18 protein-coding genes and 1 pseudogene are annotated in these 22,498 nt (G+C 72.9%); 10 read left to right on the top strand and 9 right to left on the bottom strand.

What is annotated here, in order from left to right:
- The first annotated feature begins 176 nt into the window (after positions 1–176).
- The gene (locus tag M5362_RS11485) at positions 177–1,376 is read left to right on the top strand and encodes a cysteine desulfurase-like protein (protein WP_260227346.1); all 1,200 of its coding nucleotides are present in this window, start codon (positions 177–179) and stop codon (positions 1,374–1,376) included.
- A 257-nt stretch (positions 1,377–1,633) separates the two neighbouring features.
- On the opposite strand, the gene M5362_RS11480 is transcribed toward M5362_RS11485, so the two are convergent.
- Positions 1,634–2,560: a MurR/RpiR family transcriptional regulator gene (locus tag M5362_RS11480; RefSeq protein WP_260227345.1), complete on the bottom strand. Its 927-nt coding sequence runs from the start codon at positions 2,558–2,560 to the stop codon at positions 1,634–1,636.
- Positions 2,561–2,811: 251 nt separating this feature from the next.
- Here M5362_RS11480 and M5362_RS11475 point away from each other — a divergent pair, with 251 nt between their 5' ends.
- From M5362_RS11475 to M5362_RS11440, 5 genes are read left to right on the top strand one after another with little or no spacing between them, the layout of a single operon-like run.
- Positions 2,812–3,234, top strand: coding sequence for a hypothetical protein (locus M5362_RS11475; protein WP_260227344.1), 423 nt, complete (start codon positions 2,812–2,814; stop codon positions 3,232–3,234).
- Positions 3,224–3,880: a hypothetical protein gene (locus M5362_RS11470; protein WP_260227343.1), complete on the top strand. Its 657-nt coding sequence runs from the start codon at positions 3,224–3,226 to the stop codon at positions 3,878–3,880. The genes M5362_RS11475 and M5362_RS11470 overlap by 11 nt, the downstream gene beginning before the upstream one ends.
- Before the next feature lie 2 nt (positions 3,881–3,882).
- Positions 3,883–8,655: a putative T7SS-secreted protein gene (locus M5362_RS32980; RefSeq protein WP_261365851.1), complete on the top strand. Its 4,773-nt coding sequence runs from the start codon at positions 3,883–3,885 to the stop codon at positions 8,653–8,655.
- A gap of 13 nt (positions 8,656–8,668) precedes the next feature.
- Positions 8,669–9,448: a hypothetical protein gene (locus tag M5362_RS11445; protein WP_260227342.1), complete on the top strand. Its 780-nt coding sequence runs from the start codon at positions 8,669–8,671 to the stop codon at positions 9,446–9,448.
- 42 nt (positions 9,449–9,490) lie between these two features.
- Positions 9,491–10,309 (top strand): SDR family NAD(P)-dependent oxidoreductase, encoded by an 819-nt coding sequence (locus M5362_RS11440; protein WP_260227341.1) that lies wholly within the window; start codon positions 9,491–9,493, stop codon positions 10,307–10,309.
- A 7-nt stretch (positions 10,310–10,316) separates the two neighbouring features.
- On the opposite strand, the gene M5362_RS11435 is transcribed toward M5362_RS11440, so the two are convergent.
- Positions 10,317–10,859 (bottom strand): FABP family protein, encoded by a 543-nt coding sequence (locus M5362_RS11435; RefSeq protein WP_260227340.1) that lies wholly within the window; start codon positions 10,857–10,859, stop codon positions 10,317–10,319.
- A gap of 259 nt (positions 10,860–11,118) precedes the next feature.
- On the opposite strand from M5362_RS11435, the gene M5362_RS11430 reads away from it, so the two are divergent.
- The 3 genes and pseudogenes from M5362_RS11430 to M5362_RS11420 all read left to right on the top strand — a co-directional run bounded on the left by M5362_RS11430 (position 11,119) and on the right by M5362_RS11420 (position 15,694).
- Positions 11,119–13,251 (top strand): DUF4139 domain-containing protein, encoded by a 2,133-nt coding sequence (locus tag M5362_RS11430; protein ID WP_260227339.1) that lies wholly within the window; start codon positions 11,119–11,121, stop codon positions 13,249–13,251.
- A gap of 6 nt (positions 13,252–13,257) precedes the next feature.
- Positions 13,258–14,820, top strand: a complete 1,563-nt coding sequence (locus M5362_RS11425; RefSeq protein WP_260227338.1) for a DUF4139 domain-containing protein — start codon at positions 13,258–13,260, stop codon at positions 14,818–14,820.
- A gap of 202 nt (positions 14,821–15,022) precedes the next feature.
- Positions 15,023–15,694 (top strand): annotated as a pseudogene (locus M5362_RS11420) (DUF4389 domain-containing protein).
- A 46-nt stretch (positions 15,695–15,740) separates the two neighbouring features.
- Here the strand turns inward: M5362_RS11420 and M5362_RS11415 are convergent.
- The gene (locus M5362_RS11415) at positions 15,741–17,465 is read right to left on the bottom strand and encodes an ABC transporter ATP-binding protein (RefSeq protein WP_260227337.1); all 1,725 of its coding nucleotides are present in this window, start codon (positions 17,463–17,465) and stop codon (positions 15,741–15,743) included.
- A gap of 61 nt (positions 17,466–17,526) precedes the next feature.
- Complete coding sequence (locus M5362_RS11410; RefSeq protein WP_260227336.1) at positions 17,527–19,341, bottom strand: ABC transporter ATP-binding protein; 1,815 nt, start codon at positions 19,339–19,341, stop codon at positions 17,527–17,529.
- 130 nt (positions 19,342–19,471) lie between these two features.
- Here M5362_RS11410 and M5362_RS11405 point away from each other — a divergent pair, with 130 nt between their 5' ends.
- Positions 19,472–20,119, top strand: a complete 648-nt coding sequence (locus M5362_RS11405) for a TetR/AcrR family transcriptional regulator C-terminal domain-containing protein (RefSeq protein ID WP_260227335.1) — start codon at positions 19,472–19,474, stop codon at positions 20,117–20,119.
- 71 nt (positions 20,120–20,190) lie between these two features.
- Here the strand turns inward: M5362_RS11405 and M5362_RS11400 are convergent, their stop codons facing one another.
- The 5 genes from M5362_RS11400 to M5362_RS11380 form a co-directional block, all read right to left on the bottom strand.
- Positions 20,191–20,469: a hypothetical protein gene (locus tag M5362_RS11400; RefSeq protein WP_260227334.1), complete on the bottom strand. Its 279-nt coding sequence runs from the start codon at positions 20,467–20,469 to the stop codon at positions 20,191–20,193.
- Positions 20,466–20,810, bottom strand: coding sequence for a DUF6247 family protein (locus M5362_RS11395; RefSeq protein WP_260227333.1), 345 nt, complete (start codon positions 20,808–20,810; stop codon positions 20,466–20,468). Before M5362_RS11395 ends, M5362_RS11400 begins: the two co-directional genes overlap by 4 nt.
- Before the next feature lie 14 nt (positions 20,811–20,824).
- Complete coding sequence (locus M5362_RS11390) at positions 20,825–21,259, bottom strand: hypothetical protein (RefSeq protein WP_260227332.1); 435 nt, start codon at positions 21,257–21,259, stop codon at positions 20,825–20,827.
- Positions 21,260–21,621: 362 nt separating this feature from the next.
- The gene (locus M5362_RS11385; protein WP_260227331.1) at positions 21,622–22,218 is read right to left on the bottom strand and encodes a hypothetical protein; all 597 of its coding nucleotides are present in this window, start codon (positions 22,216–22,218) and stop codon (positions 21,622–21,624) included.
- A gap of 46 nt (positions 22,219–22,264) precedes the next feature.
- The gene (locus tag M5362_RS11380) at positions 22,265–22,354 is read right to left on the bottom strand and encodes an ATP-binding protein (RefSeq protein WP_260227330.1); all 90 of its coding nucleotides are present in this window, start codon (positions 22,352–22,354) and stop codon (positions 22,265–22,267) included.
- Between the last annotated feature and the right edge of the window lie 144 nt (positions 22,355–22,498).

Genomic DNA, 22,498 nt, shown 5'->3' with positions numbered 1-22,498 from the left:
CAGGCCCCCGGTGCCGGCTCCGGACCGACGGACCTCGTCGAACGGACCCGGCACCGGGGGTGCCAGGGGCGCCCCATCCCACGGCGCCCCGCAGCGGGGGCCGTGCCCCACCGGGCACACCGCCCCCGGGTACACCCCAGGCAGACCCGACCAGCCGCCGACCGAAAGCAGAGGCCATGGCCATCGACGTCACCGCTCTCCGGGCCCACTTCCCCTCCCTCGACCACGGCCTCGCGTTCTTCGACGGGCCGGGCGGCACGCAGACCCCGCGCCCCGTCGCCGACGCCATCGCCGAGACACTGACCGGACCGCTCTCCAACCGGGGAACCGTCAGCCCCTCCGAGCTCAACGCCGAGCGGGCCGTCGCGGAGTTCCGCGGCGCCTACGCCGACCTGCTCCACATGCCCGCGAGCGCCGTCGTCCACGGGCGCAGCGCCACCCAGCTCACCTACGACTTCTCCCGCACCCTGGCCAAGGACTGGCGGCCGGGTGACGAGATCGTCGTCAGCCGGCTGGACCACGACACCAACGTCCGGCCCTGGGTCCAGGCGGCCGAGCACGCGGGAGCGACGGTCCGCTGGATCGAGATCGACCCGGAGACGGCGGAGCTCGACCTGGAGTCGTACGAGCGGGTCCTCTCGGCCCGGACGCGGCTCGTCGCGGTGACGGCGGCCTCGAACGTCCTCGGCACCAAGCCGCCCGTCCGCCGGATCGCCGACCGGGCCCACGAGGTCGGCGCCCTGGTGTACGTGGACGGGGTGCACTACGCGGCGCACCACCTCGTGGACGTGCCCGCGATGGGCGCGGACCTGTTCGTCTGCTCGCCGTACAAGTTCCTCGGACCCCACTGCGGGGTGCTCACCGGCTCGCCCGAGCTGCTCGAGACCCTGCGCCCGGACAAGCTCCTGCCCTCTTCCGACGCCGTGCCGGAGCGCTTCGAGTTCGGCACGCTGCCGTACGAGATCCTGGCGGGCGCCACCGCGGCGGTGGACTTCCTCGCGGCGGTGGACCCGGGTGACGGCGCCACGCGCCGGGAGCGGCTGAGGCACTCGCTGGCCTCCCTGCACGAGCACGAGCTGGCGCTGCGTACGAGGCTGGAGGAGGGGCTTCGGGGGCTGGGCGACGCCGTCACCCTGCACTCGAAGGCCGGGGACCGTACCCCGACGGTGCTGATGACCCTCGAAGGCCGCGACGAGCGCGAGGCCCAGATACATCTGGCCGCCCGCTCCGTCCTGGCCACCGCCGGGCAGTTCTACGCGCACGAGCCGTTCGCCGCGCTGAAGCTGGAGGGCCCGGCGCTCCGGGCGGGCCTGGCGCCCTACAACACGGAGGACGACGTGGACCGGCTCCTCACGGGCCTCGCCGACTTCCTCTGAGTGACGCTCTGCGTGGCGGCTCCGGCCCAGGGGTTGACCGGAGCCGCCACAGAGCATCCGCGACGAGCGCGGAGCGAGCCGTTCACACACGCGGGAGCCGTCCGAGGAGGAGGGGGCGGCCCACATGTGATGTTCGGGCCCGTGGGGGCCCTCACAGTAAATATATATACCGTCGAGTAAGCAAGGTGCATGAAAAATTTCATGCACTTCGTTGCCATGAAACCGCTCCGGCAGCCCCCGGGCCGTGCGGGCGGACCTCAGTCGTCCAGGAAGAAGGCGTGCTGTTCGGCCGCCTGCTCGTACTTCTCCAGCCGGAGCTGCGTACGCTCCGGATCCGCGTCCGCCATGGCCTGGAGGATCGCCGCGGACAGCACGCCCGGCGCCGCGTACGAGTCGAAGACCAGCCGTGATCCCGTACCGGCGGTGAACACCACATCGGCCTCCTCGACGAGCGGCCCGAGCGCCAGATCGGTGATCAGCGCGACGCGCAGCCCGGTGCGGCGGGCGGCCCGGACGACGGCGAGGGTCTCGTTGGCATGCCGGGGCATCGCGAAGGCCAGCACCCACGTCCCGCCCGCCTCGCGCGCCTGGAGCAGCCCGTCGTAGGCGACGCTGCCGCCACGCGTCACCACCCGCACGTCGGGGTGGATGCGCCGCGCCGCGTACGCGAAGTACTCGGCGAGGGAGACCGAGATCCGTACGCCGACGACCGTCAGGGGGACGGACCGTGCCAGTTCGCGGCCGATGTCGAGGATCTGGTCCGGGTCGGCGAGCACCCGCCGCAGGGCCGTCAGGTTCTCGATCTCGGCGTCGACCGCCGACTGGAGCTCGTTGCCGAGCCGCTCCTCCCCCTCGTCCGGCGCGCCGGCGACGGCGCTGAGCGCGATCGGCTGCAGGGCCTCCCGGAGCGCGGGGTATCCGCTGAACCCCAGGGACGAGGCGAACCGGGTCACGGACGGCTGGCTGACGCCGACACGCTCCGCGAGTTCGGTGATCGACAGGAACGCGGCCTCGGTGAGGTGGTCGATGAGGAACTGGGCGATTCGCCGCTGCGCGGGGGACAGCCGATGGCCGCCGAACAGTGCCCGCACCCGCTCGGCGGGCGAGGCCGGCTCAGCCTCCGACGAGCGCCTGCCCGGTGTGATCGCCGCTGCCTGTGCGCGCGCCTGCTGCCCAGATGGCACGGGGTGCCTCCTTCTCGTCCCACTGCTGCCCAAGATAGTTCACACGAGCAGGCCTTGAAGCGGTCCTGGCGCGCGGGGCAGGTCCCGTCTCACGGTGCGGATCGTGTCTCCCACGGGGTCGGGTGCGGATCGTGTCTTCCACGAGTGCGGTGCGGTTCGTGTCTCCCACGGGTGCCACGAGAACCGGCGTCACCCTGGCGCGCGTCCTGAACCACGGTGCAGGCTGTGAGACCGACGACGAGGGAGGCGCCGTGGAACGGACGAGGACAGCACTGGCCGAGCGCATCGCCGAGCAGCGAAGGGGCATCGGCGATCCTCGCGCACTCGTCGGGGAGATGCGGCGCTCGCTGCTCCTGGTGCCGACGTCCGGCGGAGGTCTCTGGTCGGCTCATTCGGGTGGGGTGCGGTGGATCTGCGGGTTCACCGACGAGGCCGCCCTCGCCCGGTTCGCCGGGCTCCGCGGGACCGGCGACCGGCCCATGGAGTACGCGGCGCTGCTGGGCGCCCGCATCGTCGACGAGGTCGTGCCGTCCCTGGACGAGCCCACCGGCCTGGCCGTCGACATCGCCACCGAGGACGGCTCGATGTTCTTCCCGCCGGTCCGGGGCATCGTCGCGGACGGTGCCGCCGTCGACGCGGAAGAGCCGAACGAGGGGCGCGGCCATGGGCGGTGACGGGGGCGACCTGCAGTTCGACAAGGCGTCCGTCGCCAAGTTCACGCAGGGCGTGGGCGCGATCATCGACCAGCTCGGTGACCTCGGCGGCGCCACCGGTTCGGTGGCGGGCAAGGGCTTCTCGGAGCTGTCGATGACCGGGATGGAGGCCGGACACCACGGGCTCTCGGTCGATTTCGAGGACTTCTGCGAGCGCTGGGAGTGGGGGGTGCGCGCGCTGGTGGCCGACGCCAGCGGGATCGCGAACCGCCTCGGCCTCGCCGCGGGCACGCAGTGGGAGCACGACCAGTACGTCGAGGGCGCGCTGAAGGTGGGCGTCAACTCCGTGATGGGCGGCAACCCGCACGCCACGGAGGAGGAGATCGCGAAGCAGAACTGGGGCGACGTCTTCACGCCGGACTACCTGAACCCGGACTGGAGCGCGGAGTCCTTCGAGCAGGCCGGTCAGGAGATGGGCCAGACGTGGAAGGACACCGGCCGCACGGTCCTCACCGAGGGGCAGGGCGGCCGCCAGTCGGCGCTGATGAACGACGCGCTCGGCATCTCCGACGACCAGTGGAACCAGGCGCTGGACGACACCTTCGGCCCGTCTCCGGAGGAACGCGCCAAGCAGGCCCAGCAGCAGGGTGAATCCGGGGGGAACTGACCATGGGCATCGGCGACATCATCAGCGACATCACGCCGGACTCGGTCGAGGACGCGGTCGAGGAGGGCGTCGAGTGGGTCGGCGACCGGGTCGAGGACGCCGGTGACTGGACCGCCGACCGGCTGGAGGACGTCGGGTGGGAGTCCGGTGCGGACTGGGTGCGGGAGCAGTCCCGTTCAATCGCCAACCGGTTGGGCGCCGAGGTCGACGAGATGGACCTCGGGCAGACCGAGGACAAGACCAAGCTGATCTACGGCAGCCCGGACAAGATCACCTCCACCGCCAAGAAGCTCAGGGGCTTCCAGTCGGCCTTCGAGAGCTCCGCCGCCGGCCTCAAGGGCCTCGACTCCTCCCAGCTCAAGGGTGAGGCGGCGGAGGCGCTGCGGGCGGCCGTGCGCACCCAGCCGCCCAAGTGGTTCACCGGGGCCGACGCCCTGGAGAAGGCGGCCGGAGCGCTGTGGGCGTTCGCCGGCACGGTCACCTGGGCGCAGGGGCGGGCGCAGACGGCCATCGAGAAGTGGAAGGAGGGCACCAAGGCCTCCGCGGACGCCGCCGACGCGCACCGCAAGAAGGTCGACGACTTCAACAGTGCGGTCGACCGCTACAACGCGCAGCCCGCCGACAAGCGCGACAGTTCGACGCTGCCGCCCCGTCCCGCCGCGACGTTCGAGGATCCCGGCAAGAAGTTGATGCAGGAGGCCCAGGAGATCCTCGCCGAGGCCCGCAAGCAGCGGAACACGGCGGCCGAGACCGCGCGCACCGCGGTCCGCGCGGCCCGTGACAAGGCCCCGGAGAAGCCCTCGTACGCCCAGCAGTTGGGCGACGGGTTCCAGGAACTCCAGATCATGGGGGACCATGTCGGCGGCGGCCTCATCAAGGGCACAGCGGGCCTGTTGAACTTCGTCCGCGGGATCAACCCGCTGGATCCGTACAACATCACGCACCCCGCGGAGTACGCCACGTCCCTGAACAGCCTGGCGGCGGGCCTCGTGGTCGCGGTCAACGACCCGGTCGGTACCGGCCGCCAGATGATCAGCGACTTCATGAAGGACCCCTACGAGGGCTTCGGGCGTCTGCTGCCCGACGCGGCGCTGACCGTGGCCACCGGCGGAGGCGGCGCCGCGGTGAAGGGCGTCCGCATCGCCGCCGACCTGGCGGACGCCGCGAAGGCGCGCAAGCTGATCGACGAATCCCCCGACGGCACCCACCGCATCCCGGACGGCGACCGCGACGCCGGCGGCGACCCGGTGGACCTCGCCACGGGCCGGATGTTCCTGCCCCAGACCGATGTCTCACTGCCCGGCATCCTGCCGCTGGTCTTCACCCGCCGCACCGAGTCCGGTTGCGCGGTGGGCCGCTTCCTCGGCCCCGCCTGGACCTCCACCGTCGACGAGCGTCTGGAGATCGACGCCGTCGGCGTCGTGCACGTCACCGCCGAAGGGCTCCTGGTGCCGTACCCGCACCCGGTCCCCGGCGCGCCCACCCGGCCGGAGACGGGCAGGGCCCGCACCCTGCTGGCGCGCGACGCCGACGGCGACTACACGGTCACCGATCCCGACAGCGGCCTGGTCTTCCACTTCACCGCTCCGGCCGGCGGCGAACCGGGCGGCGACGGCGCGGCCTGGCTGACCGGGATCACCGAACGCAACGGCCACTCCCTCACCGTCGACCGGACCGAGGACGGCCTGCCGCTGGCGCTCGTCCACTCGGCGGGCCACCAGGTGAAGCTGTCCGCCGCCGACGGTCTGGTCACCGCCCTGTCGCTGGCCGGCGCGGGCGAGGGCGGCGCGGACCTGCCCCTGATGAGCTACGGCTACCAGGACGGCGACCTCGCGACCGTCACCAGGCCCTCCGGCGCCACCACCACCTTCGTCTACGACGACCGCCGCCGGGTCATCGCGTGGATCGACTCCAACGGGAGCCGCTACGACTACGTCTACGACGACCGCGACCGCGTCGTGGCCGAGGGCGGCGAGGCGGGGCACGTCCAGATCTCCCTCGCGTACACCGAACCCGACCCCGCGACCGGCCGCCACACCACCACGATCACGACCGCCGACGGCCACGCGACCCGGCACACCTTCGGCCCCGGCTGCCGTCTTCTGGCCGTCACCGACCCGCTCGGCCGCACCACGGCCTTCTCGTACGACCCGCGCGGCAACACCGCGACCCGTACCGACCCACTGGGCCTCACCACCGCTTTCTCGTACGACGAGGAAGACCGGCTGATCGCCGCCGTCCGCCCCGACGGCACCGAACTGCGCACCGTGCGCGGCCCGTTCGGCCTGCCGGTGGAGGTCTGCGGGCCGGACGGCACCCGCATGCTCCACACGTTCGACGAGCGTGGCAACCGCACGGCGGTCACCGACCAGGCCGGCGCCACCACCCACTACACCTACGACGACGCCGGCCGGCTCACCTCGGTCACCGACGCCCTCGGGGCCACGACCCGCGTGGTGTGTGACGCGGCCGGTCTGCCCGTGGAGGTGACCGACCCGGCGGGTGGCGTCACCCGCACGCGGCGCGACGCCCTCGGCCGCCCCGTCCGCGTCACCGACCCGGTGGGCGGGGTCACGCGTCTGGAGTGGGACGCGGACGGGCAGCTCGCCCGCCGTACGGGTCCCGACGGCGCCACGGAGTCGTGGAGCTACGACGGCGAGGGCAACCTGCTCACCAGGACCGACGCGTCCGGTGGCGTCTCCCGCTTCGAGTACACCCACTTCGACCTGCCGGTGGCCCGCACCGGGCCCGACGGCACCCGCCACGAGTTCGAGCACGACGCCGAGCTGCGCCTGACCCGCGTGCTCAACCCGCAGGGGCTGAGCTGGAGTTACGAGTACGACGCCGCGGGCGACATCGTCTCCGAGACCGACTTCGACGGCCGTACCGTCACCTACCGGGTGGACGCCGCGGGCCGGCTCGCCGCCCGCACCGACGCGCTCGGCGGGACGGTCGCGTTCGAGCGTGACCGGCTCGGCCGGGTGATCCGCAAGGACGCCGACGGCCGGGTGACGGCGTACACCTACGACCGGGCCGGGCGGCTGCTTGAGGCGACCGGCCCCGACAGCTCTCTGGCCTATCAGTACGACCGCCGCGGACTCACCAAGACGGAGCTGGTGGACGGCCGGCCCCTCATGTACGCCTACGACGCACTGGGACGCCGTACCCGCCGCATCACGACTACGGGCCACGTCACCTCCTACGTCTACGGCGCCGACGGCCGGGCCCGGCGCCTCACCACCGGCGGCCGGCACGTCGACTTCACCCACGACGCCGCCGGACGCGAGCTGTCCCGCGTCTTCGGCGACGCGCTCACGGTGACCTCCGCCTGGGACGAGGCCGGACGGCTCTCCACGCAGCACATCACCGCCGGGGGACGCGCCGTCAACAGCCGCGCCTACTCCTACCGCGCGGACGGTCACGTGACCTCCGTCGCCGACCGGCTGTCGGGCACGCGCACCTTCGATCTCGACCCGGCGGGCCGGGTGACCGCCGTCCACGCGCAGGGCTGGACGGAGCGGTACGCCTACGACGAAGCGGGCAACCAGACCTCGGCGTCCTGGCCGTCCGGCCACCCCGGCGCCGAGGCCACCGGACCGCGCGACCTCACCGGCACCACCCTCACCCGCGCCGGCGGGGTCCGCTTCGAGTACGACGCCCTCGGCCGGGTCGTCCTGCGCCAGAAGACCCGTCTCTCCCGCAAGCCGGACACCTGGCGCTACGCGTGGGACACGGAGAACCGCCTCACCTCCGTGACCACCCCCGACGGGACCCGGTGGCGGTACCGCTACGACCCGCTCGGCCGCCGCGTCGCGAAACAGCGCCTGGCGTCCGACGGCGAGAGCGTGGCCGAGGAGGTCCGGTTCACCTGGGACGGCCTGACGCTGTGCGAACAGACCAGCCACCAGCCCGACCTGCCGAACGCGGTCGCCCTCACCTGGGACCACCGGGGCACCGTCCCGCTGGCCCAGACCGAGCGGATCCTCACGGCCGACGACCGCCGGCAGGAGATCGACCGGCGCTTCTTCGCCATCGCCACGGACCTCATCGGCACCCCCACCGAACTGGTCGACGAGTCCGGCGACATCGCGTGGCGCTCCCGGGCCACCCTGTGGGGCACCACCGCCTGGGCCCGCGACAGCACCACGTACACCCCGCTCCGCTTCCCCGGCCAGTACTTCGATCCCGAGACCGGCCTGCACTACAACTACTTCCGGCACTACGACCCGGAGACCGGCCGCTACACCTCCCCGGACCCCCTCGGCCTCGCGCCCGCGCCGAATCCCGTCGCCTACGTGGACAACCCGTACACCCTGTGCGACCCGCTGGGCCTCATGCCCAAGTACACCAAGGAGGAGAAGGCCCAGAAGGCCAGGGAGGACGCCCACAGGACCACGGACGAGGTCATCGAGAGGGCGCAGGAGGGCAAGTGGAAGAAGGGCGGCGACTACCACGGCGACACCAAACACGGCTTCAGCGACGAACGGGTCCTGGAGATCCTGAAGAACCCCGACGCGGTGTACCACTCGACCGCGAACAGCGGGAACCTGATCTTCCGTCAGGGCGAGGACATCGTGGTGACGAAGGGCGGCGGCGCCGGAGCGGGCAACGCCATCACCGCGTACGGCCCTTCGGGCATCAAGGGCGAGTCCGGGGTGAAGGCGCTCGGCGGCCTGCCCACCGACCCCGGCGGGCCGATTACCCATACCGACGTCGTGGAGGGCAGGATTCCTGCCAAGAACGGCTACATGGCTCCGGCCGTACAGATCCGATGAGGCGGCGATCCCCATGCGACTCACCCTCGACAACGGCTGGACCTCGACCGTGGCCGGCGATCCCCTGCCCCTCACCCCGCGTTTCGACTTCCGGGACTTCCGGGTGCGCGTCGCGCCGTACACGAACGCCGAGGAACGCGAGCGGTTCCAGCTGGACACCTTCGGCAGCCAGGACTGGCTGTGGGACACGCCCGACGAGCTCCGGTTCGACCCGGCCGGACGGGAACTGGTCGGCGCCGAGTTCCAGTTGCCGTCCCACGAGGCCGCCGACGCCGAGGACTCCGCGCGCGTCCCCGCCACGCCCCCCGTCCGGCCGGGCGGGCTCCGCGCGGACAAGGCGGAGGACTTCCGGCTGGAGGTGACCACGGAACTCTGCCGCGCCCCCGGAGACACCGTGCTCACCTGCCTGCGTGACCTCGACGTCCTCGACGAGCCGCTGGAGGCCCGCGTCGGCATCGCCACCGACGTGGCGCTCCTCGTCCAGCACGGCACCATCGTCGGCTGGAGCCTCACCGACCCCGTGCAGTACCTGACCAGCGCCTACGCCGCCCCCGACCCGGCTCCCCCGGCCCCGGCGACCCGGACCCTGTTCACCGCGTGCATGGATCTGGTCTCCACGTCGCTGCTCGACGCGGTGAGGGACCGTGAGCCGGCAGCCCTGGCCCGGCTGAAGGAGGTCCACCACGGCCTGCGGACCGCCACCGAGGACCGGCACCGGGTCGACGCGCTCCTCGCCCTCATCGGCGACCTGGTCGAGGACTACGCCGACCGGCCGGCGAGGCCGAAGCCGTGATCCATCAACAAGACGGCGGACGACGACGGAGGCTCGACGACCATGGCTGATCAGCGCGTGTACCTCGTGACCGGCGGCGGGACGGGCATCGGTGCCGCGACGGCCCGGCTGCTGCGGGAAGCGGGGCACCAGGTGGCGGTCTCCGGGCGGCGGCCCGAACCCCTGCGGCTCGTGGCCGAGGAGTGCGGCGCCCTGGCCCTCCCGTCGGACATCGGCGACCCCGACGCGGTACGGGCACTCGTCGAGGCGACCGTCGCCGCGTACGGCCGGCTCGACGGGCTCGTCCTCAACGCCGGGATCGGCCGTGGCGGCGGCGTGGGCGAGGTGACCCTGGAGGACTGGGACGCGGTGATGCGGACCAACCTCACGGGCCCGTTCCATCTGCTGCGCGCCGCGCTCCCACACCTGCTCGACGCCCGGGGCGCGGTGGTCGCGGTCGCCTCGGTGTCCGCGCTGCGCAACGGTGTGGGCAACGCCGCCTACGCCACCTCCAAGGCAGCCCTGCTCCAGCTCTGCCGCTCGCTCGCGGTCGACTACGGACACGCGGGGCTGCGCGCCAACACCGTGTGCCCGAGCTGGGTGCGCACGGACATGGCGGACCGCCGGATGAGCCGGTTCGCCGACGAGGCGGGGCTGGGGAACGGCGGTGTCGACGCGGCGTACGAGGAGGTGACCCGGGTCCTGCCCGCCGGCCGTCCGGGTGAGCCGCGCGAGGTCGCCGAGGCCGTGGCCTGGCTGCTCTCGCCCGCCTCCTCCTTCGTCAACGGGGCGGTGCTCACCGTCGACGGCGGCGTGACGGCCCTGGACCCGGGGACGCTCGCCTTCGACTTCCGGATCGAACCGCGGGCACCGCGCACCTGACGCCGGGTCAGGACCTCCGTCGGAGCCGGGCCGACAGGTGGTGCTGCAGGGGCCGGCCGACCGCCGCGAGGTCGTGCACGAAGTCGAGCGTGTCCTCGTCCACGAGGGTGTAGCGACGGCGGGTGGCGTTCACCTCCTTGGCCGTGGGGGTGAACGCCACCTGATGGGTGGTGAGGTCGACCGTGCCCGCGTCGGCGCTGCCCGCCAGGATCTCCGCGATGCCGGTGGGCTGGGTGATCAGCGCCTCCACCCGCCCCTCGGGCTGGAGCCGCCAGAAGCCGGCCTCCCGGGCCGACGGCCGCAGCGGGGCACCGTCCGCGTCGAGCAGCCAGGCGCGGGCCTCGTAGTGCAGGAACGGTCGCCCGTCGTGGCTGAAGGTGACCTCCTGCGCGTAGGTGAACTCCTCGTCGAGGGTCGGGTACCCGCCACGCCCCCGGCCGGCCCAGGTGCCCAGCAGCCCGGTCAGCGGCGCGAGCAGTGGGTGCGGCGCCGGTGCCTGGTCGGGGCTCAGGGCGTCGGGGTACGGGGGCTGCTGGGTGGGGTCGGACATGAGGTGCGCTCCTGGGTCGAGGCCGGTGCCGGACGGCAGCTGAGGCCGGTGCCGGACGGCAGCTGAGGCCGGTGCCGACGGCAGCTTAGGCCGGTGTTGTCCGGCGCTTGCACCGATGCGTCCGGCAGCCGAGGAGGAGACGGCGGACCGGCCGACGGGGCGCGTGGGCCGGGACGCCGGCTTTCCGATCCGGCACGGACGCGTGGGCCGGCCGGGCGTAGGCTTCGTCCAGCATGAACGCGGCGGGGGGCGGGAGCAGATGACGGCTGAGTCGGCACCGAGGTGGGGATCGACCCTCGATGCGGTCGTGGTGTACGCGCAGGGCGCGGTCTGCCGCCGCCTGGCCAGGGGCAGCGTGCCGCCCGACGGCCGGGTGCGCGTGACGGGACTGCCCCGCTCGCTGGACCCCGGCTCGCTGCGGGCCCGCGTGCTGGGCGCCCCCGAGGTCCGCGTGACCGAGGCCCGGGTGGAGGTCGAGGCCGAGCCGCTCGGCGCGGGCGGGACGTCCGACGAGTCGAGGCGCGAGGTCGAGCGGCTGCGCGACGCGTACGCGGCGGCGCGGGCTCGCCGGGACCGGCAGCTGGCTCTCATCGAGGAGATCAGGGCGCTCCACCCGGTGCCCCCGCCCCGCAAGCGCGACGACCCGCACCGTCGTACCCCGGTCGACGCGTGGCTGGAGCTCGCCGACTTCGTCGACGAGCGCTTGACCGCGCTCCACAGCCGCCTGGCCGAGCTGGAGGAGGCGCTGCGTGACGTCGAGCACGAACTCGACATCGCCACCGACCGGTTCGCCCGCGCCTCCACCGACGCGCCGTCGGCGTACGTGGAGACCACGGTCTGCGCGGTGCTGACCCTCGATGTCACCGGCGCCGACGCGGGCGTGGACGCGGAGGTGGAGCTGGAGTACGGGGTGCCGGGCGCCGTGTGGGTGCCGACGTACCGTCTCAGCCACCGTCAGGGTGACGGCGGCGGCCGTCTGGTGCTGCGCGCCTCGGTGGCGCAGCGGACGGGCGAGGACTGGACCGGCGTACGCATCGCCCTGGCCACGGCCGATCTCCGGCGCCGCACGGACCTGCCGAGGCTCCGCTCGATCCGGATCGGACGCCGGCAGCCCGCCCCCGCACCGTCCGGCTGGCGTGAGCCCCCGGCGGGGCTCGCCGATCTGTTCGCCGGGTACGAGGCGGCCGGCCCCCGTCCCGCCCCGGCCGGCGCACCCATGGCCGGCGGGGCCGGCTCCACGACGCTGGTCGGCGCGGGCGGTTTCGGGGGCGCTTTCGCGGGCGGCCCGATGCCGCCTCCGCCACCGCCTCCCCCGCCGCCGGCATCGCAGGGCTACGGCGCGCCGCCCGCGGCGCTCCCGGAGCCGGGCGGCGCGTACCGCCCCGCCCCGGAGAGCTTCGCCGGGATGCCCGCCCCCGCACAGCCGGCCGCACCGCAACGGAGCGCCGCGCCGCGTGGCGGCGGCGGGTTCGCGGGACCTCCCCCCGCCATGGCACCGGCGGCTCCGGGCGCGGCCGCACCGGCGCCGCCGCCTCCTCCGGCGCCGGTGGCCGGTCCGCCGCAGCCGAGCGGCGCCGAGCTCGACTACGCCGCGCTCGTCCTGTCCGGCCCCGACGACCAGGCCGGTCGCCGAGGACGGCTGTTCCCCGACGCGCCCTTCGACCCGCTGGCCGCCGAGTACCGCCGCCGGGCCGAGACGGTGGCCGCGCTGCCGCTGCCCGGCCACGCCGTCCGGCCGCGTGAGTCGGCGGGCTCCTTCGACCACCGCTTCGACGCCACGGCCCGCGCCGACATTCCGTCGGACGGCACCTGGCACACCGTCACCGTCGGCGAGATCCCGGTCGGGCTGCGCACCGAGTACCTCTGCGTGCCGTCCGTCGAGCAGACCGTGTACGCGACGCTGGTGCTCTCCAACGCCACCGATCAGGCGCTGCTGGCCGGTCCGGTGGAGGTCACCGTCGACGACGAGTTCCTGCTGACCGCCGCCCTGCCCACGCTCGCCCCCGGCGGGGTCCGCCGGGTGGGGCTCGGGCCGGCCGAGGGCATCCGGGTCACCCGCCGTACGAACGTGCACGAGTCGACCTCCGGCCTGCGCAACAACACCACCGTGCTCGACCACCGCATCCACGTCGAGCTGGCCAACCGGCTCGCGAGGCCCGTCACCGTCGAGGTCCGCGAACGCGTGCCGGTCACCTCCGAACCGGACGTACGGATCGAGGAACGGGCCGACTGGACGGCACCCGAGGAAGGCGCGGGGCCCGATCGCCACGCGCCGGGCACCCGCGTCTGGCGGCTGGACCTGCCGGCGGGCGCCACCGCCGCGCTGGACGGCGGCTACGAGATCCGCATCCCGACCGGCAAGGCCCTGGTCGGCGGCAACCGCAGGAGCTGACACACCATGTCCACGGCCCCGAAGCCGATCGCCCTCCCCGTCACCGCCGTCACCTGCCTCGAGGACCGCGCCCACGTCGAGCGCACCGCCGTGCTGGACCTGGCGGCGGGCGTCCAGCGCCTGCGTCTCGGGCCGGTCAGCGCGCTGGCCGTCGACCGGACCCTTCACGCCGAGCTGACGGCCGACCACCCCGCGACCGTGCTCGACGTACGGATCGTCCGCGCATGGACGCCGCGCGGGCCGCTGCCGACCGACGACGACTCCACCCTGAGCCACCGCGCACACGCCCTCCAGGAGGAGCAGCTCGCCCTGGAGCGGCGGCGGGACCGGCTCCGGGCCCGCCTCGACCTGCTCGGCCGCGTCGCCGCCGATCTGCTGCGCGACATCGGCGAAGGCGCCGGCTCCGGCGAGTCCGAACGGCCCCGCTGGGCCCGCGAACTGGACCGGCTGGACGGCCAGCGGGACGAACAGAGCGAGGAACTCCGCCTCGTGGAGGCCGAGTTGAGCGCCCTGGGCGGCGAACTCGGCGAGACCCTGCGGGCCATGGACCTGGCCGAGGAGGAGCCCGCCGAACTGCTCGGTCACGTCGAGCTGACCGTGGAGGCGTCGGCCGCCGGACCGGCCCGGCTACGGCTGAGCCACCTCACCCCGTGCGCGCTGTGGCGGCCCGCCTACCGGGCCGTGCTCGACGGGGACTCCCTGACGCTGGAGACCGACGCCATGGTCTGGCAGCGCACGGGCGAGGACTGGTCCGGCGTACGGCTCACCCTGTCGACGGCCCGCTCGGCCCTGGCCACCGCTCCGCCACGGCTCGGCGAGGACCGGCTGACGCTCACCGACCGCTCCGCGGCGGAGCGCCGCACGGTCGACGTCGAGCTGCGCGAGGAGGAGATCGGGGACCTCGGCCCGGCGGCTCCGGTACTGGGTCTGCCGGGCGTGGACGACGGCGGCGAGGCCCAGGTGCTGAGGTCCCCCGCGCCGGTCTCGGTGCGCGGTGACGGCCGCGCCCACCGGGTACCGCTCTCGGCGTTCACCACGGCGGCGCGCAGCGAGTACGCCTGCTCGCCGGAGCTGTCCCCCCTGGTCACGCAGGTCGTACGGGGCGACAACCGGTCCGGGCACGTGCTGCTCGCCGGGCCCGTGGACCTGGTGCGCGGCAGCGGTTTCAGCGGCCGCGGCACGCTGGACTTCACCGCCGTGGGCGCCCCCTTCGAGCTGGCCTTCGGGAGCCGCGACGACTACCGGGTGGTCCGGGAGACGGAGGAGTCCCGCGACTCCGCCGGCTTCAGCCAGCGGACCGTGGTCACCCGCACGGTGCGCCTGCATCTGTCCCGGTTCTCCGCCCCCGGGGAGCGGGGCGAGCGCGTGGTCGCGCTACGGGAGCGGATCCCGGTCTCCGAGGTGTCGGCGGTGGAGGTGCGCCTGCAGAAGGAGGGGTGTTCCCCCGCGCCGGACGTGGTGGACGCCGAGGGCATCGCCCGCTGGGACGTCCCCCTGCCGCCCGGCGGCCGCAGCACGGTCACCCTGGTCTACGAGCTGTCGGCGAGCGCCAAGGTCACGGGGCTCTGATCCGGAGGTCGTACCCCCACCCTGGAGGAGCGATCCGTGCGGCTCCGCTCCGCTGAGCCGCACGCCTGACCTGCACGTACGGGGCCCGGCCCCCGCGTCCTGCTCTTCCGGTGGGCCGGAAGGCGGAACGGCGCGATCATGGAGGGGAGGGGTACCGACCGGCTCTCCCGTACGACGCTGCCTCTCCGTCGAGGAAGTGACGATGATGGACGGCTCCCGTTCCTACCCTCCGGTCACGGTGACGGCCCGGCTCGACACCCCGCTGTCGCGCTGGCTGTGGCTGGTCAAGTGGATCCTGGCGATCCCCCACTGGATCGTGCTGATCTTCCTGTGGCTCGCGTTCCTGATCGTGTCCGTGATCGCGTTCTTCGCCATCCTGTTCACGGAGCGCTATCCGCGCGCGCTGTTCGACTTCAACGTGGGGGTGCTGCGCTGGTCCTGGCGCGTGTCCTTCTACACGTACAGCGCCCTGGGCACCGACCGCTACCCACCCTTCAGCCTGGGGCGCGAGCCCGACTACCCGGCGCGACTGGACATCGCCTATCCGGAGCGGCTCTCGCGCGGGCTGGTCCTCGTCAAGTGGTGGCTGCTCGCCATCCCCCACTACCTCGTGATCGCGTTCTTCGCCGGCGGCATGAGGGCGGGCTGGTGGAGCGGCGGCCTGACCACCCTGCTGACGCTGATCGCGGCCTTCGCCCTCGCGTTCACCGGCCGGTATCCGCGCGATCTGTTCGTCCTGGTGGTCGGCCTGAACCGCTGAGTGCTCCGGGTCGTGGCCTACGCGGGCCTCATGACGGACGCGTACCCGCCCTTCCGCCTCGACCAGGGCGGCGAGGAACCGAACGAGAAGCCCTGGCCCGCCGAGGAGCCGTGAGGCCCTTCGCGGGAAACGGCCAAGCGGGGTGGAGCACCCGCGCCGATCACCGCGGCGGACTGATCGCTGCGGGCGTGAGAGCGGCGTTCCAGAATGCGGCGTAACGGCCGCCGCGGCGCAGCAGATCGTCGTGGTCGCCCTCCTCGGTGATCCGGCCGTCGTCGAGGAAGACGATCCGGTCGGCGTGCCGCACGGTGCGCAGGCGGTGGGCCACCATCACCACCGTCCGACCCGCCATCAGGCGCTCGATGCCGGCGTGGACGGCGGCCTCGTTGACGGGGTCCAGCGCGGAGGTGATCTCGTCCAGCAGCACGATCGGCGCGTCCTTCAGCAGCGCCCGGGCGATCGAGACCCGCTGTCGTTCACCGCCCGACAGGCGGGCGCCGCCCTCGCCGACCGTGGTCGCCCATCCGTCGGGCAGACGCTGGACCACCTCGTCCAGCCGCGCCGCGGCCGCGGCCGCCCGTACCTCCGCGCCGGTGGCGTCGGGGCGGCCCTGGCGCACGTTGTCCTCGATCGTGCCGTCGAAGAGGTAGACGTCCTGGAAGACGACGGCGAACCGCGCCATCAGCGCCTCGGTACGGATCGCGCGCACGTCCGCGCCGCCGACGCGCACCGCGCCCGCGTCCACGTCGTAGAACCGCGCGAGCAGCTGGAGCAGGGTGCTCTTGCCCGCGCCCGACGGCCCCACCACGGCCAGCCGCTGCCCTTCGGGAACGGTCAGTGACAGGCCGTCGAACACGGTGCGCCCACCGTGCCGGAAGGCGACCGCCTCGAACTCCAGACCGTGGCCGACCGGTTCCACCGGGTCGGGGGCCTGCCGCAGCGGTTCCGTACGCAGAACCGCGTCGATCCTGGCCAGTTCGCCGCGCGCGCCGCGCAGTCGGCCACCGAGGTCGGCCAGCGACAGCAGCGGATCCGCGCAGCGGGCGGCCAGCACCAGGACCGCGAGCAGCTCCGCGGCTCCGATGGCGCCGCCGAGCGCGAGATGCGCGCCCACGGCCAGTACCGCTGTGAACGCCGCCTGCACGGTCAACGACAGCCCCAACGCGCCGGGCAGAGCGGACAGTACGGAGCGACGGGAGGCGTGCCGCACCTGCCCCAGGGCGTCGTCAAGGAGGCGGAAGCGTTCGGCCGTCCGGCCGCCGGCGCGCAGCACCGGCTGTGCCCGGACGTATTCGACGACCCTCCCGGTGGCCTCGCGGTCGCGTGCCGCCCGCTCGTCGTCCTCGGCCGTCGTCATCCGCCCGGTCAGGACCTGGACCGCCGCGACGACGGGCACGGCGGAGAGCGCCGCCAGGCCCAACCGCCAGTCGAGGGAGAAGATCACGGCGACGATCGTCAGCGGCGTCACGGCGGCGGAGACCAGCGGCGCCAGCAGGTGCGCGACCACGCTCATCGCCTGCAGAACGCCCTGACCGGCCAGGACGGACACCTCTCCCACCCGGGCCGCCCCGTACCAGCCGAGCGGCAGCCGGGTCAGATGGTCGCCGAGGCGGTGGTACACGCCGCGCAGCAGCGCGGTGCCGACCCTGAACCCCGACAGGTCACTGACGTAGCGCAGCACCGCGTACGCCGCGACCGTCGCCCCGAGGGCGGCCAGCCAGGGCCAGGCACGGTCCGGCGCGCCGCCGAGCAACGCCCGCAGCACGGGTGCCAGGAGGGCGTAGCAGAGACCTTCGACGACCGCGGCCGCGGTCATCAGGGCGAGGGTACGGAGCATCGGGCGGGAGTGCTGGTGGCCCAGCACGCGCAGCAGCGTGCGGATCATCGAAGGTCGTCTCCTTGCTGATCGAAGAGGCGCCGTGGAGGTTGGTCAGGGTGGTGTGCCGTCATGGCCGTTCGCCTTCGCCTCCGGAGCCCGCCGTGTGCCGGGAGCGCCACAGCGCGGCGAACTTCCCGTCGGCGGTGAGCAGTTCCCCAGGGCTGCCGTGCTCGACGATCACGCCGTCCTCCAGGACCGCGACGGCGTCGGCACCGGTGACGGTCTCCAGGCGGTGCGCGATGACCAGGATCGTCCGGTCCTTGCGCAGCGTGTCCAGGGCTCGGCGTACCGCCTGTTCGGTCTGCGGGTCGGCGAAGGAGGTCGCCTCGTCGAGCACCAGGACGGGGGTGTCGGCCAGCAGCGCGCGGGCGAGCGCGATCCGTTGGGCCTCGCCGCCCGACAGCCGGGCGTCCTCGCCGATCACCGTCTCGTACCCCCGCGGCAGTTCGAGTATCCGGTCGTGGACGTTGGCCAGACGGGCGGCGCCCACCACCTCCTCCGGCCGGGCGTCCGGCACCGCGAGGGCGATGTTGTCCGCGACCGAGGCCCGCAGCAGGTGGACGTCCTGGAAGACGAACGAGACGTGCCGGTAGAGCTCCCGGCTGCCCACCTCGCGCAGGTCGACACCGCCCAGGCGCACCGAACCGCTCGTGGGGTCGAAGAACCGCGGCAGCAGCTGCACCAGCGTGGACTTGCCGCTTCCCGACGGTCCGACGAGCGCGGTGACGGTCCCCGGCTCCAGTACGAGATCGATGCCGCGCAGGACGTCGCGGCCGGCTTCGTAGGCGAAGCGGACGTCGCGCAGCTCCACCCCGTGGCCGCGCGGCGCGATCGGGTTCACCGGCTCCGGCAGCGGCGGCACCGCGAGCACGTCGCGGATCCGGCCGATCGCGCGGCGGGCGGCCTGCGCCTCGTCGAAACCGTGCCCGAGCGCCGCCACCGGGGCGGTCAGCCCGAGCCCCAGCAGCAGGAAGGGCAGCAGGTCGGCGGGGGCCATCCCGCCGTCGCCGATCAGCGCGGCGCCACCGATCAGGACGGTCAGCAGCACGGACGGGGGCGAGAGAACCAGCTGCATCCCCGCGGCGATCGGGGAGATCCCGTCCACCCAGCGGCGGAAGGCGTCGACGAAGCCGTCGACGGCGGTGCGGAACTCGCGGTGGGCGCGCTCGCCCCCGCCGAAGACCTTGACCACCGCGATGCCCTGGACGAACTCCACGACGGAACCCGCGATCCGCGCCATCGCCGCGTCGAAGTCGGCCTGTTCGCGCAGCCGGACCGGAGTCATCATCAGCGGGACCAGTGCCACGGCCGCGACCACCGGAATCAGTGTGATCAGCGTCAGCCGCCAGTCGACGGTGACGAGGTAGACCAGTGACCCGAGCGGCACGACGAAGGCGGAGGCCAGCTCGCCGGGGGTGTGGGCGATGAACGGGTGCACGGCTCCGACGTCCTCGCCCACCAGCCTGGCCAGCTCACCGCTGCGACGCCGGGAGAGCCAGCCGATCGGCACCCGCCCCAGGCGCGCGGCCAGCCGGCGGCGTAACGCCAACTGCACCCGCCCGTCGAGCAGGTGCCCCACCCCTGCCGCAGCGGCGGTGAACAGCAGCTTGACGAACAGGCCGACCGCGCCCGCCACCACGACGAACCGGACGTCGCCGTGGTCGACCGGACCGGGCGCGAGCAGCAGCCGGCCCAGCTCGACGACCGCGAGCAGGGGCACCAGGCCCGCCGCCGCGCCGACGACCTGGAGGACGATCACGGCGGCGAAGCCCCCCGCGTAGGGCCGCAGCAGCCCCGCCGGGGGCGGCCCCTGGGCGGGACCGGCGTCGTCCGGCGGCCGTTCGGGCTGTTCCCTCGCCGTGGCGAGCTCCCCTGTGGTCATCGTCCCCTCATCCCCGTCGACCCTTGAGGCATCCACATTCTTACAATGTAAATCTGGACCGGGACGCTATACTTACATCGTAAGAATCGTCAACCGGATCACGGTGCGTCCGGTACGGAGGAGGGGCGCCATGGCGGCCAACAGGGCTCGCGGACAACGTGCGGGGCTCACCCGGCAGGCCGTCCTGGAGGCGGCGCTGCGGCTCGTCGACCAGGAAGGGCTGAAGGCGCTGTCGATGCGGCGGCTCGGCGCCGAGCTGGGCGTGGAGGCGATGACCCTCTACCACCACGTGCCGAACAAGGTCGCTCTGCTGGACGGGGTGATCGAGCAGGTCGTCGCCGAGGCCGTACCCCCGGAGTTCGGCGCCGCCACCTGGCGGGCGGACCTGAGCGCGTACGCCCACGCGCTGGTCGCCGCACTCAACGCCCACCCGCACACCGTGCCGTTGCTGCTGTCCCGGGCCGCCATGACACCCCGCAACCTGCGGACGCTGGAGGCCGTCGTGGGGATGCTGCACGGGGCGGGCTTCTCCCTGCCCAGGAGCCTGGACGTGCTCTACTCACTGACCAGCTTCGTCGTCGGCCACGCCGCCGCCCAGGCGGGCCGCGTCGACGGCGCCGGGGACATGGCCTCACTGGACCCGGCGGCGTACCCGCTCCTGGTCACCGCCGCCAGGGAGGCAGGCGAGGACGCGGCCGAAGCACGCTTCGACTTCGCGCTCGACGCCCTGCTGTCAGGCTTCGAAGAAGAACGCGCGGCCACCTCGGCAACGGGGTGAAGACGGCCGCCATGAGAGTGCTGGGATCCTGGCGCGCAACGGCACGCCCGGCAGCGTCACTCCGCGCGGGGTCAGGTGCCGAGATGCTGCGCTCCGAAGTGCTGCGCGCGGAGGACCAGGACGACATCGTCGCGGTAGTCCTCCTGGTACCAGACCATCACGGCGCCCTCTGCGAACGTCCTGACGCCGGATGCCGCCTCGGTGATGTCGAAGGGCTTGCCGATGCGACGGACTCCCACGGCATCGGCGATCCGCTGCGCGATCGCTTCGACCTCCAGCCGCTGGGTCTTGTCCAGGCCGCCTACGACGTTCTCGGCATCGGGTTCGTACTCCCAGGTCCAGTCACTCACGCGGCGACAGCCTCGGCGAGGATGGAAGCCAGCTCACTCGCTGCGGCGCGGCGCTCGGCTCGATCATCCGACTCACCGATGATGCGCTCGCACTCACGGAAGCGGGCGAGGCGCTGCGGGTAGCGGGCGACTCCGACCCATGACCACCAGTGCTCGACAAAGGCACGGGGCGGTGTGAGGGTGTACTCATCGCGGGCTTGGCGCATCGCTTCGTCCCACTGCTGATCAAACGTGGCGAGGACAGTCGGGTCGAGGCGTCCGACGGCTACACGGAGCGCGGCCGGGGTCTTCTCGGGCATGGGGATGCGGGGGCCAGTGGGCTCTGCGGCACGCTCGGTCATGGCGGACTCCGGTCTCAGGCGGCGGGGTGGAGCAGGGACGGGGTCACGGCGCCCGCGGCTTCCTCGCGCGGCTCGGTCTGCGGCTGGGCGCGCGGCGCGGCGTCGAGACCGGCCGAGACGCGTCCGGCAACGGTCTCACGCAGCAGCAGTTCGCAAAGGACACTCATGGACTGGATGCCCTCCCGCGCTCGGCGCTCGTCGGAGTGGACCCAGGCGGCATCTCCGATGGCGGCGAGGTGCCCGCTGCGTCCACCCGCGCGCACATCCTCCTCCGGAAGGGGCACGTCGACGACGCCGGCGGCATACCGGTCCAGGAGGACGGTGAGCAGGTGACCGACGGTCAGGGCATCACTGGCGGCGATGTCGTCGGCGCTGTCCCAGGTGGCGTCATCCACATAGGGGCGGCGAGTTGTGCGGGCGAGTGTGGCCCGCTTCTTGCGGGGTGACATAGCCCGGCCTCCGTAGGTCTCTTTCAACAGCTCAGGGGCCACTCTAGCGCGACTATGGCTGTTTCTCAGACCCAGTCTAGAATTGCGACTACAGCTGAACTTCAGTTCTACACGTTCCTGCTCGCGACGCCCCCGGACCCTCGTCTGCGGGACGGAGCGGGTCCGACGAAGAACCCCAGCCTGAACCCCGCAACCGCTCATCGACTCCCGCCCCGAAGGTCACCATGAGCTGGGACGTGCCCCTCTCCCGACTGCCCAGCAGGGTCACGTTGGTGCACGAGATCCCTGTCGGCGTACTCCTGTGAGTGCCCCACCAAGTACGGAGATACGTGCACCAGCAGGGAGGCTGTGAGCCAGTCACGTCATCGCGAGGGCATGACGGTGGCGGGGCGGTGAACCTCCAGGATGACTGCGGTGCCGGCCACGGTTCGGTCCTCGTGCATGGTGATCTGCTGGCCGGGCTGGACGTGCGTCCAGTGGGAGGGGGTGAGGGGCACGAGGCGAACCGTGGCTCGGCCGCCGGGCTCGAGAACGGGCATGTTCTCAACCCAGAGCCAGGCGATGCTGACCGCACGTCCACCGGTGGGTGAGAGGTGTCCGGTGTCCCACATGGGTCGCAGAACACCGGCACCGGAGATCGGCGTCGTGCGTCGCGCCTCGACGGCAGGACGGAGCGCCAGATCCGCCCGGATCACGCCGTTGCGGATCTCTGAGCACCGCCAATGGCACCAAGCCGCGCTCCGCTCCAGCCGGAGCTGCTCGGCCGCGTCGGCGAGCTTCTCCCAAAACGCCAGAGGGAGCGAGCGACCGTCCCCTAGCTCCTCCAGCAGGCCCAGGGCGATCTCCCACTCGTCGTGGACGAGGTAGTCCCAGATATCTCGCACCGTGATGTCGTTCTCGGTGGCGGTCTCTTCCGGAACCAGCAGGGAAGCTGATTCGAGCAGCTCAGGGACGTCCATGCGCTCATTGTCGACCAGGTCGTTGTCAGGCTGCGCTTTCCTGGTCTCACTCGATGGCAGAGAGCCGGTTCTTGAGCCGGTAGCTGGGGCCGTTGATGGAGATCACGTCGCAGTGGTGCAGGAGCACCAAGGCCAACGCAGCTCTGCTCGGGCCGCCGGGAGTGGGCAATCTTGGCCTCGTCAGCCCGCTGAGCGTACTGAGTCAGGGCGTCGGCCAGGTGGGGCAGTCCCAGCTTGCCGGCCGTGTTTCAAGACGTTTCCCTCGTGCTCGGCTTGGTGG

The sequence above is a fragment of the Streptomyces sp. Je 1-79 genome, assembly GCF_025195125.1.
Taxonomy (GTDB): domain Bacteria; phylum Actinomycetota; class Actinomycetes; order Streptomycetales; family Streptomycetaceae; genus Streptomyces.
The sequence above is the reverse complement of the archived record's forward strand: the minus strand, read 5'-3'. Positions and strand labels throughout refer to the sequence as shown.

Excerpts from the sequence above, each read along its gene's own strand:
- M5362_RS11485 (WP_260227346.1), top strand. The coding sequence starts at position 177 with ATGGCCATCGACGTCACCGCTCTCCGGGCCCACTTCCCCTCCCTCGAC.
- M5362_RS11470 (WP_260227343.1), top strand. The coding sequence starts at position 3,224 with ATGGGCGGTGACGGGGGCGACCTGCAGTTCGACAAGGCGTCCGTCGCC.
- M5362_RS32980 (WP_261365851.1), top strand. The coding sequence starts at position 3,883 with ATGGGCATCGGCGACATCATCAGCGACATCACGCCGGACTCGGTCGAG.
- M5362_RS11445 (WP_260227342.1), top strand. The coding sequence starts at position 8,669 with ATGCGACTCACCCTCGACAACGGCTGGACCTCGACCGTGGCCGGCGAT.
- M5362_RS11440 (WP_260227341.1), top strand. The coding sequence starts at position 9,491 with ATGGCTGATCAGCGCGTGTACCTCGTGACCGGCGGCGGGACGGGCATC.
- M5362_RS11435 (WP_260227340.1), bottom strand. The coding sequence starts at position 10,859 with ATGTCCGACCCCACCCAGCAGCCCCCGTACCCCGACGCCCTGAGCCCC.
- M5362_RS11430 (WP_260227339.1), top strand. The coding sequence starts at position 11,119 with ATGACGGCTGAGTCGGCACCGAGGTGGGGATCGACCCTCGATGCGGTC.
- M5362_RS11425 (WP_260227338.1), top strand. The coding sequence starts at position 13,258 with ATGTCCACGGCCCCGAAGCCGATCGCCCTCCCCGTCACCGCCGTCACC.
- M5362_RS11415 (WP_260227337.1), bottom strand. The coding sequence starts at position 17,465 with ATGATCCGCACGCTGCTGCGCGTGCTGGGCCACCAGCACTCCCGCCCG.
- M5362_RS11410 (WP_260227336.1), bottom strand. The coding sequence starts at position 19,341 with ATGACCACAGGGGAGCTCGCCACGGCGAGGGAACAGCCCGAACGGCCG.
- M5362_RS11405 (WP_260227335.1), top strand. The coding sequence starts at position 19,472 with ATGGCGGCCAACAGGGCTCGCGGACAACGTGCGGGGCTCACCCGGCAG.
- M5362_RS11395 (WP_260227333.1), bottom strand. The coding sequence starts at position 20,810 with ATGACCGAGCGTGCCGCAGAGCCCACTGGCCCCCGCATCCCCATGCCC.
- M5362_RS11390 (WP_260227332.1), bottom strand. The coding sequence starts at position 21,259 with ATGTCACCCCGCAAGAAGCGGGCCACACTCGCCCGCACAACTCGCCGC.
- M5362_RS11385 (WP_260227331.1), bottom strand. The coding sequence starts at position 22,218 with ATGGACGTCCCTGAGCTGCTCGAATCAGCTTCCCTGCTGGTTCCGGAA.